Raw genomic sequence first — 16,639 nt, 5'->3', positions numbered from 1 at the left:
AACCGTGGTTCGTTTCCGCTCCTTCCGCACCGACGATTTCGAGGTGAACCCCGCCATGCCCACCATCCTCTCCATCTCCGGCAGCCCCTCCCCCACCTCCCGCACCGCCCGGCTCCTGCGCGGCCTGGACTCCCGGCTCACCGCCCAGGGCCACCAGGTGATCCCACTGGACGTCCGCACACTCCCGGCCGAGGCCCTGCTGCACGCGGACTTCGGGCATCCGGAGATCGTGCGCGCCACGGAGCTCGTCGCCCGAGCCGATGGTGTGGTCTTCGGCACCCCGGTCTACAAGGCCGCGTATTCGGGACTGCTGAAGTCGTTGCTCGATCTCCTGCCCCAGTTCGCGTTGGAGGGCAAGACCGTGCTGCCGCTGGCCACCGGTGGCAGCACCGCGCATGTGCTGGCCATCGACTACGGGCTGCGCCCCGTGCTCGCTTCCATGGGCCCCGCGCACATCACACCGGGCTGGTTCGTGCTGGACAAGCACATCGAGGTGGGGAAGGACGGGGGCGTGGTGGTGGACCCCACCACGCGGGAAGCGCTCGAACGGCTCGTCGACCAGTTCTCGGCGGCGCTGAGCGGCCCGTACTCCGCGGGCGTGGCCGCCGCGTGACGGCGAGCCGGGGTTGCTCCACCGTCGCGCGGCCGGGCCCCGTGGTGGGGTCCACCACGGGGCCCGGCCGCGCCGGTCAGTCGGTGGCCAGCCGGGTCCGCCAGCTCGGAATCGAGGGCTTCCAGTCGAGCGCCTGCCGGATGCGGTCGTTGGACGCGCCGCGCATGGCGGTCAGCTGATGCGCGGTGAGCCAGCCCAGCAGCCGCTCGGCCAGTGGCGCCGGCACCGTACGGGGCGGGGGCGCTCCGAGCAGTCGGGCGAATTCGGGCAGCCAGACCGCGGCCTCCGCCGGGTCGTCATCGGCCACGTTGAACACGCCGTCGGTATCCGCCTCGACGGCACGGACCGCGGCCCGTGCGGCGTCCTCGACATGGAGGAACGAGGTGACGCCGGTGGCGGGGTCGGGCAGCGGCAGCCTGCCGCGCGCCACCGCGCCGTGGATCGCGCCGCCGCGGTGGTAGAGGGTGCCCGGACCGTACAGGGTTCCGTAGCGCAGGACGGTGCCGGAGAGGTGCGCGGCGCCCAGCACCCGGCGCTCCAGTTCGCTGACCGCGCGGGCGGTGCGGGCCCAGCCCGGATCCGGTGCGTCGACATGGAGCGGTGCGTCCTCGGTGAGCACCGGCCCGCCGCCGGGGGCCGTGGCGAACGCGATGCTCTGCGCCACCATCCGTCGCGCCCCGGCCGCCTCGGCCGCGGCGATCAGATGCGCGGTGCCTTCGGTGCGCAGCCGGGCGGTGCGCTCCAGGCCCTCCGCGGTGGGCCCGCGCAGCGCGGTCAGCTGATGCACCACCACCTCGGGCCGGGCCGAGAGCACCGCCGCGCGCACCGCCTCGGCGTCCAGCGCGTCGGCCACCACGACACCGTCCGGGCTCAGCCCGGCCGCCCCGGACGGCTCCCGTACCAGCGCGGTCACATGGTGGCCGCGGGCGCTGAGCAGCGGGACCAGGGCGCGGCCGATCACCCCGGTGGCCCCGGCGACAAGCACTCGCGCCGTCATGCCGCGCCTCCCCGGGCCCGCATCAGCAGGCGGCAGGCGGGATCGCCGTCCCGCAGACACGCGGTGGCGCAGTTGCGGGTGAGTTCGACCCCGAGCCCCTCCGACCAGCCGGCGTGGATGTCGGTGCACGGGCATTCGTAGCCGTCGAGCGAACCGGCCATCCGGACCATGGTCACGGCGAAGTTCTGCCGCATGGTGAGCTCGATATCGCCGTCCGGGAGCACCGCGGTCCCGCCGTCGCGCAGTTCGTTCGGGAACATCCACTCGGAGCAGGCGTCGTACCGGCGGCGGAGTTCCTCGAGGTCGGCGGCCGGTTTTCCGCCGAACTGGCGACGGATCCGCTTGCCCACCTGGACGGCCACATACCGCAGCGCCTCGGCGTTGATCTCGTTCGCCACCTCGTGCCCGAACCGCTTCGCCACGCCCTGGTACCAGCGCGCGTCGTGCAGCCACCACTGCCGGTACACGTCCATGGTCCTCGGACGGGGGCCCGTGCCGTGGCTCGTGTGGTCGAGTGCCGTCATCGCGCCTTCCCGTTCAGCTGACCGTCGGCCACCCGGGCCCGGAACCGCTCGCGCATCTCCCGCTTGAGCACCTTGCCGGTGGCTCCCTTCACCACTTCGCTCGCGTCCATCCGGAGCGCTCCGGTCAGCTGCGGGAAGCCTTCGGCGGCCAGCACCCGGTTGACGTCGGCCGTCCATCGGGCGTCGTCCCCGTCCGCGTCCCCGGTGTCCGCCGTCTCCGACGTGTCCGCGCGCACCTGAAGCAGGGCGTAGGCGTCGGCGGTCCCGTCGCCGTCCCAGTCCGCGCGTACGCCCTCGGGCGCGACCGCCACCACCGTGCAGTCCTCGAGCTCGGGCAGCTCGCGCAGCAGCAACTCCTCGGTGCGGGTGCTGAACACGATGCCCGCGGGGGTGCGGATCGCGTCCGGCGCGCGGTCCAGGTGGTAGAAGTTGCCTTCCTCGTCCCGATAGGCCAGATCGCCGGTGAGCCAGTAGCCACCGAGCCGCAGCCGGTGGAAGGTCAGCGAGTCGTTCCAGTATCCGGGGGTGAGCGTGGGTGAGCGCACACCGAGGCGGCCGATCTCGCCGGGCGGCAGCGGTGTGCCGTCCTCGGAGAGCACCGCGGCCTCGGCGAAGCTCATCGGTTTGCCGACGCAGCGGGAGAACGACGACTTGCCGGGCCGGTGTCCGTTGTGGAAGAGCGAGTAGCCGGTCTCGGAGGAGCCGAGTCCGTCGGTGAAGACGGACCCGGAGACGCGGCGGCGCTTCAGGTCCCGGCCGACCGTCTCATGGCTGCCCTGCTCGATCAGCGCCTTGATATGGGTCTCGTGCGCCGCGTCCCCGGTGTTGTACCAGGCCTCCACGCTGGACAGATCGCGCACGGAGAGATCCTGGGCCGCCATCTCCCCGTAGGTTCCGGCGAACGCGAACACCGTGGTGGGGCGGAACGACTCCATGGCGTCCAGGACGTCGACCCCTCGCTGGCTGGACAGCATGCGGACGGGCGAGCGCAGCAGGAAGCCGAACAGCATGACCGAGATGGCGGCGTTGTGCGAGCCGGGCAGCGCGACCAGCAGCCGGCCCATCGCGGAGCCGACGGACAGCTTCAGCCGGTGCAACTGCGCGTACAGCAGGGTTTCGTGGGTGTGCGGTACGGCCTTGGGCATACCGGTGGTGCCCGAGGAGTGGGAGATGATGATCGGGTCGGTGGCGTGGTGGGCATACGGGTAGGCGGCGGGGAGGGGTGCGCGGTTCTCCGCGCGGATGTCGGCCGCCGTGACGCAGAAGCCGAGGCCCAGTTCTTCCCGGTCGCGGGCCAGGACCGTGTGGTGGGCCTGGTCGGTGATGGCGCCGACCGCGCCCTGGCGCCGTACGTACTCGCGGGCGATCTCCGGGCGGAGGTTGCCGTTGACGAACGAGGGGATCGCGCCCAGGGAGGTGAGGGCGAGGAAGTTGATGGCGAACTCGGTGCTGGACCAGGTCTGGATCGCCACCGGGTCGCGGGGCCCGACACCCTGGGCGTGGTACCAGCTCGCGTAGATCTCCACGGCCTCGTGCAGCTCTCCCAGGGTCAGCACCTCGGGGTGGCCGCCGTCCGGCGCCTGCCAGGTGGCGTCGGTCCACAGAACCTGCTCGTCGAGCGATCTGCCGTACGCCTTCAGCCGGTGGATCACGTTCCCGGCCCCCAGGGCGGCGTCCTCGCTGATCCGCGCGCGTTCCTGTTTGGTGATCATGGTGTGGTTCCTTGGATTCGGGCGGCCAGCTCGACCAGGCCGCGAAGGGTGCCGTACTCCCCCGAGGGGGCGGGCGGGATGTCGGACGGCGGGCGCGGGAGCGGATCGTCCCGGTCCAGCACGATGGCCACGGCCAGGTCCGCGGCGGGCGGGCCGGTACGAAGCTCGCGGTACGCCGCCGTGGTGCGCTCGGTGCCGGTCAGCTCGACCCCGATGAGCACGACGCGGTCCAGCTCCTCGTCCTCCAGCAGCAGTTCCGCGGCGGCCAGCAGCTCACCGGCCGGGTCCGCCACGGTGGACAGGCAGACCAGCGGCCCGGTGATGGCGAACTCCCGGCCGAGCTGCCCCAGGACCGCGTTGGCGGTGGACTGCATGAACAGCAGCGGATTGTGCACCTGCCCGGCCACCAGCAGACGGCTGCCGAGGTCGAGGGTGGCGGCGTCCCCCATCGTGCTGGCCAGGACCATGGCGGTCCGATCGCCGTCGCCCGGCCGGGCGGTCAGGCAGCGCTCGACGGCCTCGTACACCATCGGGTTGAAGGCGGACTCCACGAAACCGGAGACCGGCGGCGCGGAGGGACCGGACATCGCGGCGATCATGCTCGCTCCAGTACCAGCGCGGTGTTGGCGCCGCCGAACGCGGCGTTGACGGTGAGCGCGCACCGGAGCTCGGCCTTGTGCGGGCGGTTGGGCACGTAGTCGAGGTCGCAGTGCGGATCGGGTTCGGTGAACCCGGCGGTGGGCGGCAGCACCCCGTCCCGCAGCGCGAGCAGGGTGATCACGAGTTCCACGACTCCGGACGCCTCCAGCAGATGTCCCGTGGTGCTCTTCGTCGAGCTCACCGGCGTCCGGGCGGCCGCCGCACCGAAGAGCGTGTGCAGCCCGCGTGTCTCGGCGGGGTCGTTGTACCGGGTGGCGGTGCCATGCGCGTTCACGTAGTCGATCCGTGGGCCGCCCGCACGTCGCAGGGCCCGGCCGGCGGCCATGACCAGCCCGGCACCCTCCGGATGGGGCCGGGCGACGTGGTGGGCGTCACCGGCGGCGCCCCAGCCGGTCAGCGCGCCGAGCGCGCGCGCTCCCCGGCGCCGGGCGCTCTCGGCGGATTCGAGCACGACGGCGGCGGCTCCGTCCCCGAGCAGCAGACCGCTGCGGTCGGCGCAGAACGGGCGCACCATCCCGTCCCGGGAAAGGGCGAATCCCGAGTCGAACTTGGCCAGGTTCTCCTCCTCCACCAGATATGCCCCGGCACAGACCGCGGTGTCGGCCCGGCCCGAGGCGATGAGCCGGCAGGCGTGCGTGATCGCGGTGGCCGAGGCGACGCACGCGCTGGTGAACGCCAGTCGGGGGCCGCGCAGGCCGAGGGTGTCCGCGAGGGCCTCGGCCTGCCACGCGGGCACGGTCTCCACGGCGCCGCCGGAGTCCACCGAGCCGGGAGAGCCGGAAGACCCGGGAGAGCCGGGAGAGCCGGAAGACCCGGGAGCGTCAGGAGCGCCGGGCGCGTCCGCGGCGCGCCAGAAGCGGGTCAGGCCGGTGAAGTCGCCCGCGGTCCCCACCAGGACGGCGGCCCCGGCCCCCGCCGGCAACCCGGCCATGGCGACCGCCGCCCCGGCGACTTCGGCCAGCACCTCCCGCAGCGGGGCGGCCGGGCCGCCGGTGGCGGCGAGGCCCGTTCGGTACGGGCCGGTGTCGAAGCGGGTGATCGGCGCGAACGCGGGTCGCCCGTCGAACACGCCCTCCCGCACGGCGTCCGCCCCGGTGCCGAAGGCCGTGCGCACCCCGAATCCGGTCAGCAGTACCTCACGGCTCATGGACGTCCACCAGGTAGTCGGTGATCCGGCGTATCGAGGTGAATTCGGCGAGGAACGCGTCGGCCGGCTCGATCTCCAGGCCGTAGCGCAGCTCCAGTTGGTGCAGGAACCACACCAGTCCCAGCGAGTCCAGGGCGAGTTCGGCGTCGTCGTCCAGGCCGGGCGGCAGATCGGCGAAGATCTTGGGGTCGGACAGCAGTTCCCGGACGGCGTCGGTGGTGATCCTCGGCCGGGCTTCGGATTCCGCGGTCATGCCGTGGCGCCCCGCTTCACGACATCGTTGATCAGGTCGCCCAGGTTCATCGCGCCGGCCTGTTCGATGTCGCTGTCGGGGAACTTCACGTCGAACCGGCGCTCCAGGCGGAGGAGCAGTTCGATCAGGCCCAGTGAGTCGATGTCGATCCCACCGGTGCCCATGGGGCTGTCATCGCTGATCTCGTCCGCGGCGAGCGGATGGTTCATCTCCTCGCTGATCGTGCTGAGCACGAACTCGCGGATCTCCTTCTGCAAGGCCGTCTGCGTCTCCATGGTGCGCAACCTTTCTGTGCCACAGGGGTCGATGGGGGTGGTCGCCAAGGGGCGGTCAGCCGGGTCAGCGGTCAGGAGCGCGGGCGAGCAGCGCATCGCGGCGCCTGACCAGCTTGCCGTTGGAGGTGCGGGGCAGATCCGCCAGGACGTGGACGACGCGGGGCACCTTGTAGTCGGCCAGCCGGTCCCGGCACCAGCGCAGCAACTCCCCCGCCGAGGGGCCGTCCGCAGCGACCGAGACATAGGCTTCGGTGGCTCCGGCGTGCACGACCACGGCCCCGCTGACCCCGGGGTGCCGGCACAGTACGGCCTCCACCTCGGTCAGATCGACCTTGAGGCCGCCGATGACCACCAGGGAGTCGCCACGGCCCAGCAGCCGCACGGCGCCGGAGGGATCCAGTTCGGCCCGGTCGTGGGTGCGCAGCCAGCCGTCGGCGAACCGGTCGCCGCCGGAGTCGTGCAGATACGGTGAGCCGTCCGGCAGCCAGACGTCCAGCTCGCCCTCGCGGATCCTCAAGCGCACACCGGGCGCCGCCCGGCCGACCGAGGGCCGCGAGGCGCCGCTGACCTCCATCGCGATGACGCCCGTCTCGGTGGTCCCGTACGACTCGCCGACCCCGGTGCCGAACCGCTCGGCGAACCGCGCGGCGGTCTGCGGCGGCATGATCTCCCCACCGGAGACCGCCGCGCGCAGCGAGGGCAGGGCGGGCAGGCTCCGGGCGGTGCTGAGCAGTTCGTAGTGGAACGGGGTACCGAAGATCACGTGGACGTCGTGGCCCCCGGCGGCGGCGAGGATGTCCTTGGCCGACACCCGTCGCGCGAAGACCGCCGAGACGCCGGCGGCGAGGGAGTGCAGCACCCCGGCGATCAGGCCGAAACTGTGCGCGGTCGAGCTCAGCAGCAGCATCCGCTCGCCCAGGACCGGCATCCCCTCGATCCGGGTGAACCGCTCGATCTCGGCCGACAGGGAGGCGGCGGTCCGTCCGATCACCTTGGGCAGCCCGGTGGAACCCGAGCTGAACTGCACCAGTTTGTGCTCGGTCGTCGCCGGGCGGCCGTCCGGGTACCGGGAGGTGACCACCTCGTACCTGGGCTCGAAGGTGAGCGGTGAGCGGCCCGCCGTGCCCGCGTCGACCAGGAACTGCGGATGGCACAGCGAGCGCAGGGCGTCCACTTCGGACGGTTTGAGCCGGTGGTCGACCAGCATCACCTGGGCGCCCAGCCGCCACAGCGCGAGCAGGACCTCTATCTGGGTGCAGCTCGGCGGGATCTGGAGCATCACCGTATGCCCCTCGCCGATGCCGTGCCCGGCGAAGACCGCCGCCTCCATGTCCACGGCGGCCCGGACCTCGCCACGGCTCACCGGGTGGTCGCCGTGGACGAGATAGGGCAGATCGTCGGGATGGGCGTCGAACAGCGTGTCGATGAGCTCCCGCATCGGTGCGCTCATCAGTGTTCCTTGCAGAACTCGCCGATGGGGAAGCCCACATGGCGCTGGTCCGTGGCCAGGTAGCCGAGCAGTTCGTCGCCCTGCCGCAGCTCGGTGACGTTGTGGACCTTGCCGCCGGGCCCGAGCACCCGCACATGCCAGTCGTCCTGGACGGTGAGGCTCACCACGGTGTCGTCGGCCGACCGCGCGGTGATGGTCAGCAGCGGACGTGACTCCAGCTTGGCCCGGCCGACCGTGACCGGCCGGGTCCGGCCCTCGGAGTTGACGGCCAGGGTCGTGCTGCCCGAGCCCAGCTCGCTCAGGTAGTTGGTCCGGTTCTCCGGGCCGAGCACATAGGAGTGCAGGGCTCCGGCGTTGACCCGGAACGGACGGGTCGGCATGTACGGCAGCGGATGGGTCTCGCTACAGCACAGGATGAAACCGGTCGAGTACGAGCCGACCAGGATGCCCTCGTCCTCGGCGAAGTGGGTGCAGGTGTCCACGCACACCCGGTCGCCGAGCCCGTGGTGCTCGATGCGGTCGACGGTCAGCGTGGTCAGCTCCAGCGGAGAGGTCCCGGCCTCCAGCAGCCGGGCCAGCGCGAACACCTCGCCGGCGTCGGAGGGCGCCAGCAGGACTCCGTCCGAACCGCGTTCGAGCACGTCCAGCACGGTGGCGGCCTCTTCCAGATCCGCGCAGACGGTGATCAGCTTTCCGGCGGAGCGGTCCGCCGCGGCGAGCACGATCTCCAAGGGGATCTTGGTCGGGTCGGCGAAGCGGACCACGGTGTGGGGCAGCGCGACCGCGGCGGCGCACGCCAGCCGCAGCGACGGTTCGTCGTGCACATCGACCCACGCCGCGTCGGCGTCGAGGCCGTACAGCTGCTTCTCCTCGGTCACCGCCGCGGTGGTGACGGCGGTGACGGTGGGGGGCAGCGCCTTGAGGACGGATTCGTCATCGCAGAGCACACCCTGCATCCGGGTGTGGATGGCGGCGTCCACGACGGACTCGAGCCGGGCCTGCGGAACGGTGCGGAGGTCGATCCATGCGAACTTCATGCGGCTCCTGTCGCGATCGGCGAGGGCTGGGGGGGCGTTCCGGCTTCGGCGGCGTGCACCACGGCGGCGAGTCGTGCCACCAGTGAGGAGGGTGAGGGCGAGGAGAAGATCCGGCGGCCCACCGCGAGGCCCCGGCAGCCCGCGAGCATCAACGAGGTCCCATGGCTGACCAGGTCCGAGCCGTCGGGCGGGCCGCCCGCGGCGAGGATCGGCAGCGGACAGCTGTTCACCACCTCGGCCATCCGCTCCATCGGCAGGGCGATCGAGGTCTTCACGAGGTCGGCGCCGAGATCCGCGGCGATGTTGACGGCATGGGCGAGCAGCGCCGGGTCGTGCGGATCGGCGATCCGCGGCCCCCTCGGGTAGATCATCGCGAGCAGCGGCATGTTCCACAGGTCGCACGAGGCCGCGACGGTCCCGAGATCCTTGAGCTGCTGGTGCTCGGTGTCCGATCCGAGATTCACATGCACGCTCACCGCGTCCGCGCCCAGCCGTACGGCCTCTTCGACGTCGCCGACGAGCACCTTGGCGCCGGTGTCGGCCGCGTGCACGGTGCCGGCGCTCAAGTGAACCACCAGGGCGCAGTGACGCAGGATGTCCGGTGCGATCGCCCGCGCCCGGCCCTTGTGGACGACGACCGCGTCCGCGCCGCCGTCCACCAGTGCCCTCAGCAGCCCGTTCCAGCGGGCCTGGGACACCACCGGCCCATCGGACACACTGTGGTCGAGCGGGACGAAAAGATATCTTCCGTCCCCCGCGACCGAGAGCCTCCGCATCCGGAATGATTTACCAATATCGGTCATGTGCCAGGCACACCTCTCCCAAGGGGCGAACCACGCAGAGGATTGCGGAGACAGAATGGCACGGCTATGCAATAGCGGGCAGATATCGAATCTCCATAACTCTGCGGTTATGCGACTCTGAGGAATTTCTGAGATTGCTCTGACAGGCTGTCCGACGGCTATTCCGCCGGAGCCGAAACCGCGTTTTCCAGGAGGCTGGTTTGTCCGCCTTGACCGACCCGGTACGCATCTCGATCGCCTGTCACGGCGGACGTGGTCACACCGCCCGGCTGAGTGAGGCCGTAGAAGCCGGGGCGAGCCGGGTTCCGCACACCGAGGTGACATCCATCCAGGTCGACCGGATCACCGATCAGGAATGGCATCGGCTCGACGACGCCGACGCGATCGTCTTCGGTGCGCCGACCTATATGGGCACGGCCTCATCGGCCTTCCACACCTTCGCGGAGGCGAGCGCCAGACGCTGGCTCACCCGCCGCTGGCAGGACAAACTGGCCGCGGGATTCACCAACTCCGGTTCGATGGCCGGGGACAAGGCCGGCACCCTGGGCTATTTCGCCACCTTCGCCGCACAGCACGGCATGCTCTGGGTCAGCCTCGGGCTGGCCCCCGGCTGGAACTCCTCCGCCGGCAGCGAGTTCGACCCGAACCGGCTCGGTTTCTACCAGGGCGCCGCCGCGCAGTCCCCCGTGGACGACAGAACCGGGACGGTGCACAAGTCCGACCTCGCCACCGCGGAACATCTCGGGCACCGGGTCGCGGAACTCACCCGGACCGTCGTCGCGGGCAGACGAGCGCTGGAGTCGTGAGCCACCGGCCCGCCGCGCCGACCGCGGCCGGGGACGAGGGCCATACCGTGGCGACCCCCGCCCGGCAGTGGTGGACCGTGGCCGTCGCGGTCCTGGCCCAGACGCTGGTCCTGCTGGACAACACGGTCCTCAACGTGGCGATGGAAACCCTCGCCGATCCGGTCCACGGGCTCGGGGCGAGCGCGGCGGACCTGGCGTGGGCCAACGCCTCGTACTCGCTGGTCTTCGCCGCGGGCAGCTTCGCCGGTGGCGCGCTCGCCGACCGCTACGGGCCGCGTCGCACGCTGGTCGCCGGGCTGACGCTCCTGGCCTGCGCCTCCGCGCTGGCCGCGTTCTCGGACGGGGCCACGGAGCTGATCGTCACCCGCGGTTTCATGGGCGCGGGCGGGGCGCTGATCACACCGGCGACGCTGGCGATCGTCACCCGCGGTACCGCGCCGGCCGACCGGACCCGGGCGATCGCGGTCTGGGCCTCCGCGGGCGGCGCCGCCGTCGCGCTCGGACCGGTGGTCGGCGGTGCGCTGCTGACCCGGTTCTGGTGGGGCTCGGTGTTCCTGGTCAACCTTCCGGTGGTGGCGGTGTGCCTGATCGGCGCGGGTCTGCTCGTACCCGAGCTGCGCTACGCCGAGCGCAGGGTGCTCGACCCACGGGGCCTGGCGCTCTCCGTACTGGGGCTGGGCCTTGTGGTGTACGGCGTCATCCAGGGCGGCCGTCCTTCCGGATGGACGAGCCCGGCCGCGCTGCTGCCCATGGCGCTCGGCCTCGTCCTGCTGGCGGCGTTCGTGGTGTCGCAGAGCCGCCGGGCCGTGCCGGGTTTCGATGTGCGCCTGTTCACCGAGGCGCGCTTCGCGGGCGGCAGCGTGACCCTGCTGCTGCTCTTCTTCGGCCTGGCGGGGCAGCTCTTCTACTGCGCCTTCTATCTCCAGGGGGTGCACGGGCTGTCGACGCTGGCCGCCGGGGCCGTGATGTCGGCCGCCGCGGGCGGCATCGTCCTCGGCAACCAGGTCTCCCCCGCGCTGTCCCGGCTGCTGACCGTCCGCTGGTGCGCGGTCGCCGGGATACTCCTGTCGAGCGCCACCTTCGGCGACTACCTGCTCTTCGACGCGGACACCCCGGTGGCCTGGATCGCCGGGACCCTGTTCGCGCAGGGCGTCGGTATCGGGCTGGTGGTCGCGCCGATGACGACGGAGATGATGGCCGCCCTGCCACCGCGGTACACCGGGGCCGGCGCGGCGATCAACGCCGCGGCCCGGCCGGTGGGCAGCACGCTCGGGGTCGCGGTGCTCGGCTCGGTCCTCGCCACCGCCTATCGCGGGGCCGTCCGGCCCGAGCTCAGCGATCTGCCTCCCGGGCCACGGGAGAAGGCCCTGGACTCCGCGGAGGCCGCCCGGGCGGTGGCGCGGTCGCTGAACCGGCCCGAGCTGCTCGCCGCCGCGGACCGGGCCTATCTGCACGCCATGTACGTCACCGCCGCCTGGACGGCGCTGCTGTCCCTGGCCGGTGCCGTCCTCGTCATCGGATATTTCCGGCCGCGACCTTCAACGACGGGAGCAGGAAGTGGATATGGGGCTGCGCCATCTTCGAATCGTGCTCACCGTGGCTGAATCGGGCAGTATCAGCCATGCGGCCGCCACCTTGAAGATCGCCCAATCCGGCCTGTCCACACAGCTCAGACGCATTGAGCAGGAATTCGGCGGGCCGCTGTTCCGCCGCCGCCCGAACGGCGTGGTGCCGACCGAGCTCGGCGTCCATGTGCTGGGGAGGGCCAGACAGTTGCTCGACGAGTTCGGCGATCTGCTCTCCACGGCGCGGGCACTGGCCCAGCCGGCCGAACCACCGCGGGCCGTCGGACTGGGCGGAGTGGACAACCCCTGGGTGCCGCTGATCGCCGAGCTCGTCCGGGAGCGGCTGCCACATCACGAACAGCTGACCTATCTGGAGCCCTCGTCCCAGGCCGTGCTGGAGCTGCTGCGCACCGAGAAGATCGCGCTCGCGGTCATCAGCGAGTTCCCGGACGTCGTGCCGCCCGCGGTCCGCGAGTTCGCCGTCCGCGACCTCGACACCGAACCGGTGCTGATCGGCCTGTCCCCCGGCCACCGGCTGGCCCACCGGCAGCTGATCACCCTCGAGGAGCTGGCCGAGGACACCTGGGTCGCGCCGGGCGACCGCTCCGACGGGCTCGGCCTGAGCCTGAGGATCGCCTGCGAGCGTGCGGGGTTCACCCCTCGGTTCCGGTACTTCGGCGCCGACCAGACGACCGCGGCGGCCATCGTGAGCGCCGGGAGCGCGATCGGGGCCTTCTTCGCACCGGGCGACCACTGCCCGGGGGTCTCGTTGAAACGGCTGGCGAACGGCCGGCTGTGGCGCCGGACGCGGCTGGTGTGGGACGCCGAGTCGCCGCTGGCCGGGCTCGCCGAGGACCTCGACGGCGGCGCGCTCGACTGGCGCCGGCCGTACGCCTCGTGAGCCCGGCCGCGGACCCGGCCGGTTCAGCCCCCGGGGACGTCGGGCCGTCTGCCTCCGACGGAGAGACACGACGCGATCGTCCGCTCCCGGGGAACCGCCTCCCCGGTCCGCGCCGCCGGCAGCTCCACGGTGAACAGCGCACCGTGCCCCGGTCGCCCGTCCGCGGTGATCCGCCCCCCGTGGCTTTCGACCACCTCGCGGGCGAGCGCCAGTCCGAGTCCGAACCGTCTGCCGCGGCCGGCGGAACCCCTGGCGAACCGCTCGAAGAGGCCCGCGGCCTCCTCCGGTGCGAAGCCCACGCCGGTGTCGCGTACGGACAGCGACACGAGGCCGGGAAGCGGGGCGTCCACGGACACCGTCACCTCCCCGCCGGGCGGGGTGTGCCCCATCGCGTTGTCGACCAGCGCGGCGATCACCCGGCGCAGGGCCGGCGCGGTGCCCACCACCACATGCCGCCCCGGCCCGGGCCGCAGACGCACGGTCAGCCCCATCTCCTGGGCCCGGGCGTCCTCGGCGGACACCGCCTCCTCGGCGAGCGCGGTCAGGTCGACCGGATCGCGGGAGCCCGGCGACTGGGGCAGCCGCGCGGACAGCAGCAGGTCGTCGATGACGTCGCCGAGCTGGCGGGTGCCGGTCACCAGGCGCTGGAGGTCGGTGGCCAGCTGCTGGGGGGTCTCGGAGCCGGAGCGCCGGGCCAGCAGCTGGGCGCGGGTGTGCAACTGGGTCAGCGGGGTGCGCAGCTCGTGGCTGGCGTCCGCGACGAACCGCCGCTGCCGGTCCAGCGCCTCGGAGAGCGGCTCCATCGACCGCCGCGCCAGCATGCCGCTGGCGACCGCGACGAGCAGCAGACCGACCGCCTCGGCCGCCGCGAAGGCGAGCAGCAGATGGTTGCGGTCCGCGCGCTGGAACCGCTCCCCGTACGCGGCCTGGACGAGCTCCGGGCCACGCCGGGCGGTGCGCACCGTGTACTGTTCACCGCCTCGCTCCACCCGTTCCAGCACCACGCGAGCGCCCGCGCGGACCGCGGCCAGACTGGATCTCACGGGCAGTCCGGCGGGGGTGCCGGGGGTACTGCTGACCACTCCGTCCCGCTCCACGGTCATCCACACACAGACCGGCGGGCTCTCGACGGTGTTGTGGTCGATGCCCCACTGGGTCTCGCGCTCCGCGTCGGCGCGCTGGGCGAACAGCACGACGGTGTAGACGATGCCCCCGACGATCAGCATGATCACCGACATCACCAGCGAGATCCGCCAGGTGATCGTCCACTGGGCGGCGGCGAGCCTGCGCTGCTCGGGGCTCCGCGCCGTGCGGCGCGGAAAACGGATCGGCATCGCGTTCACAGCGCCCCCAGCTGGTAGCCGCGTCCGCGCACGGTGCGGACGACATCGCGGCCGAGTTTCCGCCGCAGGTAGTAGACATAGGTGTCGACGATGGACTCGGCCGAGGTGTCGGGGAAGACACGCTCGCGGAGGTGCGCACGCTCGTGCACCATTCTGGGGCCTTCGGCGAGCGCGTGGAGCAGTCCGAATTCCCGCAGGGAGAGTTCGACGCCCGTGCCGTCGGCCAGGCGCACCTCGCGGCGCCGGAGGTCGAGCTCTCCGTCGCCGAGCGGAAGGACTTCCGCGTCGACGAGGTCACGGCGGTGCAGCGCCCGTACCCTCGCCAGCAGTTCGTCCACTTCGAAGGGCTTGACCAGATAGTCGTCCGCGCCGGAGTCGAGGCCGGTGACACGCTCGTCGAGTGCGCCCAGCGCGGTCAGCACCAGCACCCGGGTGGTGACACCGACCCTTCGTAATCGTTTCACCAGGTCCAGGCCCTCGATGCCCGGAAGTATCCGGTCGATGACCATCACCTGATGTCGTCGTCCCAGAGCGAGATGAAGCCCCCGATGGCCATCGAATGCCACATCGACGTCGTACCCCTCTGAATTGAATAATTCGGCCAGCATGTCTGCGGTTTCCCGGTCGTCCTCGACCAATAACAGCCGTGTCTGATCCGCAGTCGACCGGTCTATATCGGCTGGGTAGATCATCCGCTCATCTTGGCCCAATCCGCGTCGGTACGACGCCAGGGGTGCGCAACAGGGCCGTGACTGGCCATCCGGTGTGGGTCCGCCAAGTGTTCAGAGAACCTCTGCCGTCCCCATGGCGCGGACCGTGTCAGCTCCTCACGACGCCGCGCAGCAGCAGGTCGATGAGGCGGGTGGCCAGGTCGCGCCGGTTCTCGCCGGCGGCCATGAGGCTGATCCCGCCGAGGGCCATCAGCACGTCCTGGGCGTCGGCTTCCGGCCGCGCCGCCGACCGGCCCTCCCCGGACGACAGCAGGTGGTCGATCGCCTCGGCGAGCAGGGCCCGGGTCTGGAGCCGCTCGCCGTCGTCGGTCAGCACCACCCTCAGCGCGTCGGCCATCCCGCTCTTGGCGGCCATGAAGTCGATGAAGCGCTCCATCCAGGTCCGCAGCGCGTCCACCGGTGGCAGTGTGGCGGCGAGGTGCGGCGCCGCCTCGCACAGGCGCCGCACTTCCTGCCGGTAGACCGCCTCGACCAGGAGTTCCTTGGACGGGAACCGGCGGTAGAGCGTGCCGACGCCGACACCGGCCTCGCGGGCGATGTCCTTGACCGAGGCCCCCGCACCCTCACGGGCGAAGACGGCCGCCGCCGTCTCCAGCAGCCGGTCCTCGTTGCGTTGCGCGTCGGCGCGCAGCGGCCTGCGGTGCCGCGCCGCGTTCCCCTCGATGCCGGTCAATCCGGGTCTCCTCTCGCCACCACTTGCAACCGGAACCAGTTCCGCTTACCGTCGGGAAGCGAACCGGAACCCGTTCCGGATATGAGCGTACGACGGCCCGCGCCCGCCGCGCCACCGGCCGCGCGCTCGGTCCCCACGCCCCCATCTCCCTGGAGTTCGCCATGACCGACCACCTCATCACCACCCCCTTCGGGGCCCGGACGACCGCCGCCGAGGTCCTGGACGGCGTCGACCTCACCGGCAAGCGCGCCCTCGTCACCGGCGCGGCCTCCGGCATCGGACGCGAAACCGCACGCGTTCTGGCGGCCGCCGGTGCCGAGGTCACCATCGGCGTCCGCGATCTGGCGGCGGGTGGGCGGGCCGCCGAGGAGATCTCCCCGGCGAGCGGCCCGGGAACGGTGCGCGCCACCATGCTCGACCTCGCCGACCAGAGCTCGGTGCGCGCCTTCGTCGATGCTTGGCGCGGGCCCCTGCACATCCTGGTCCTCAACGCCGGTGTGATGGCCTCGCCACTTCAGCGGACGAAGGAGGGCTGGGAGACGCAGTTCGCCACCAATCACCTCGGCCACTTCGCCCTCGCCACCGGTCTGCACGGCGCCCTGGCGGCAGCCCGTGGCGCACGTGTGGTCGCGGTCAGCTCGGTCGGCCACGTCAACGGCGAGGTGCTCTTCGACGACATCAACTTCGAGCGCCACCCCTACGACCCGTGGGCGGCCTACAGCCAGTCCAAGACCGCCAACGTCCTGTTCGCCGTCGAGGCGAGCCGCCGCTGGGCGTCGGACCTGATCGCCGTCAACGCCCTCAACCCCGGCCGCATCACAAGCACTCGGCTCGGCCGCCACATCGGGGACATCTCCCACAGCCCCGCCTCGTTCGACCCCACCAGCACCGACGTGTCCTGGAAGAACATCGAGCAGGGTGCCGCGACCTCGGTGCTGCTCGCCGCCTCCCCGCTGACCGAGGGCGTGACCGGCCGGTACTTCGAGGACTGCGACGAGGCCGGACCCCATCGGCCCGGCGTACGGCGCGGAGTGGCCGCCCACGCACTGGACGCTCAGCACGCGGCCCGCCTGTGGCAGATCTCGCTCGACATGCTCGCGGCCGCCGTGACCACCGCCTGACCACGCCATCCCCCATGAGGTCCGACGG

18 protein-coding genes are annotated in these 16,639 nt (G+C 71.9%); 5 read left to right on the top strand and 13 right to left on the bottom strand.

Annotated elements, in window-relative coordinates; all coding sequences use genetic code 11:
- The first annotated feature begins 55 nt into the window (after positions 1 to 55).
- Positions 56 to 613: an NADPH-dependent FMN reductase gene (gene ssuE, locus KHP12_RS02175; RefSeq protein ID WP_211831622.1), complete on the top strand. Its 558-nt coding sequence runs from the start codon at positions 56 to 58 to the stop codon at positions 611 to 613.
- 76 nt (positions 614 to 689) lie between these two features.
- Here ssuE and avaA7 read toward each other — a convergent pair whose 3' ends face one another.
- The 10 genes from avaA7 to KHP12_RS02125 form a co-directional block, all read right to left on the bottom strand.
- Positions 690 to 1,610, bottom strand: coding sequence for a 3-diazoavenalumate denitrifying reductase (gene avaA7, locus KHP12_RS02170; protein WP_086880855.1), 921 nt, complete (start codon positions 1,608 to 1,610; stop codon positions 690 to 692).
- Positions 1,607 to 2,134, bottom strand: coding sequence for a DUF6125 family protein (locus tag KHP12_RS02165; protein WP_037965540.1), 528 nt, complete (start codon positions 2,132 to 2,134; stop codon positions 1,607 to 1,609). Before KHP12_RS02165 ends, avaA7 begins: the two co-directional genes overlap by 4 nt.
- A complete protein-coding gene (gene avaA6 / locus KHP12_RS02160) occupies positions 2,131 to 3,846 on the bottom strand; it encodes a 3-aminoavenalumate diazotase (protein WP_086880857.1) in 1,716 nt (571 codons plus the stop codon). Before avaA6 ends, KHP12_RS02165 begins: the two co-directional genes overlap by 4 nt.
- Positions 3,843 to 4,445 carry a hypothetical protein gene (locus tag KHP12_RS02155; RefSeq protein ID WP_086880858.1) on the bottom strand — a complete coding sequence of 201 codons (603 nt, stop codon included), beginning with the start codon at positions 4,443 to 4,445 and terminating at the stop codon, positions 3,843 to 3,845. Before KHP12_RS02155 ends, avaA6 begins: the two co-directional genes overlap by 4 nt.
- Positions 4,442 to 5,653, bottom strand: a complete 1,212-nt coding sequence (locus tag KHP12_RS02150; RefSeq protein WP_211831311.1) for a beta-ketoacyl-[acyl-carrier-protein] synthase family protein — start codon at positions 5,651 to 5,653, stop codon at positions 4,442 to 4,444. Before KHP12_RS02150 ends, KHP12_RS02155 begins: the two co-directional genes overlap by 4 nt.
- Positions 5,643 to 5,906, bottom strand: a complete 264-nt coding sequence (locus tag KHP12_RS02145) for a phosphopantetheine-binding protein (RefSeq protein WP_037965531.1) — start codon at positions 5,904 to 5,906, stop codon at positions 5,643 to 5,645. The genes KHP12_RS02150 and KHP12_RS02145 overlap by 11 nt, the downstream gene beginning before the upstream one ends.
- The gene (locus tag KHP12_RS02140; RefSeq protein ID WP_037965528.1) at positions 5,903 to 6,181 is read right to left on the bottom strand and encodes a phosphopantetheine-binding protein; all 279 of its coding nucleotides are present in this window, start codon (positions 6,179 to 6,181) and stop codon (positions 5,903 to 5,905) included. The genes KHP12_RS02145 and KHP12_RS02140 overlap by 4 nt, the downstream gene beginning before the upstream one ends.
- 64 nt (positions 6,182 to 6,245) lie before the next feature.
- Positions 6,246 to 7,631: a class I adenylate-forming enzyme family protein gene (locus KHP12_RS02135; RefSeq protein ID WP_208652922.1), complete on the bottom strand. Its 1,386-nt coding sequence runs from the start codon at positions 7,629 to 7,631 to the stop codon at positions 6,246 to 6,248.
- Positions 7,631 to 8,668, bottom strand: coding sequence for a 3-dehydroquinate synthase II family protein (locus KHP12_RS02130; protein WP_086880860.1), 1,038 nt, complete (start codon positions 8,666 to 8,668; stop codon positions 7,631 to 7,633). The genes KHP12_RS02135 and KHP12_RS02130 overlap by 1 nt, the downstream gene beginning before the upstream one ends.
- Complete coding sequence (locus KHP12_RS02125; protein WP_086880861.1) at positions 8,665 to 9,471, bottom strand: 2-amino-3,7-dideoxy-D-threo-hept-6-ulosonate synthase; 807 nt, start codon at positions 9,469 to 9,471, stop codon at positions 8,665 to 8,667. Before KHP12_RS02125 ends, KHP12_RS02130 begins: the two co-directional genes overlap by 4 nt.
- 209 nt (positions 9,472 to 9,680) lie before the next feature.
- On the opposite strand from KHP12_RS02125, the gene KHP12_RS02120 reads away from it, so the two are divergent.
- From KHP12_RS02120 to KHP12_RS02110, 3 genes are read left to right on the top strand one after another with little or no spacing between them, the layout of a single operon-like run.
- Positions 9,681 to 10,277, top strand: coding sequence for a flavodoxin family protein (locus KHP12_RS02120; protein ID WP_208652923.1), 597 nt, complete (start codon positions 9,681 to 9,683; stop codon positions 10,275 to 10,277).
- Positions 10,274 to 11,881 (top strand): MFS transporter, encoded by a 1,608-nt coding sequence (locus tag KHP12_RS02115; RefSeq protein ID WP_244202657.1) that lies wholly within the window; start codon positions 10,274 to 10,276, stop codon positions 11,879 to 11,881. Before KHP12_RS02120 ends, KHP12_RS02115 begins: the two co-directional genes overlap by 4 nt.
- On the top strand, positions 11,865 to 12,743 hold the full coding sequence (locus KHP12_RS02110) for a LysR family transcriptional regulator (protein ID WP_167442432.1): 879 nt from the start codon (positions 11,865 to 11,867) through the stop codon (positions 12,741 to 12,743). The genes KHP12_RS02115 and KHP12_RS02110 overlap by 17 nt, the downstream gene beginning before the upstream one ends.
- Positions 12,744 to 12,766: 23 nt before the next feature.
- Here the strand turns inward: KHP12_RS02110 and KHP12_RS02105 are convergent, their stop codons facing one another.
- The 3 genes from KHP12_RS02105 to KHP12_RS02095 form a co-directional block, all read right to left on the bottom strand.
- On the bottom strand, positions 12,767 to 14,077 hold the full coding sequence (locus tag KHP12_RS02105; protein WP_211831310.1) for a sensor histidine kinase: 1,311 nt from the start codon (positions 14,075 to 14,077) through the stop codon (positions 12,767 to 12,769).
- A gap of 5 nt (positions 14,078 to 14,082) precedes the next feature.
- The gene (locus KHP12_RS02100; RefSeq protein ID WP_211831309.1) at positions 14,083 to 14,778 is read right to left on the bottom strand and encodes a response regulator transcription factor; all 696 of its coding nucleotides are present in this window, start codon (positions 14,776 to 14,778) and stop codon (positions 14,083 to 14,085) included.
- 127 nt (positions 14,779 to 14,905) lie between these two features.
- Complete coding sequence (locus KHP12_RS02095) at positions 14,906 to 15,490, bottom strand: TetR/AcrR family transcriptional regulator (protein WP_244202658.1); 585 nt, start codon at positions 15,488 to 15,490, stop codon at positions 14,906 to 14,908.
- A gap of 161 nt (positions 15,491 to 15,651) precedes the next feature.
- Here KHP12_RS02095 and KHP12_RS02090 point away from each other — a divergent pair, with 161 nt between their 5' ends.
- Positions 15,652 to 16,611 (top strand): SDR family NAD(P)-dependent oxidoreductase, encoded by a 960-nt coding sequence (locus KHP12_RS02090; RefSeq protein ID WP_211831308.1) that lies wholly within the window; start codon positions 15,652 to 15,654, stop codon positions 16,609 to 16,611.
- The last annotated feature ends 28 nt before the right edge of the window (positions 16,612 to 16,639 follow it).

This window comes from Streptomyces asiaticus (genome assembly GCF_018138715.1).
GTDB lineage: Bacteria > Actinomycetota > Actinomycetes > Streptomycetales > Streptomycetaceae > Streptomyces > Streptomyces asiaticus.
This window is presented reverse-complemented; position numbering and strand designations above follow the sequence as displayed.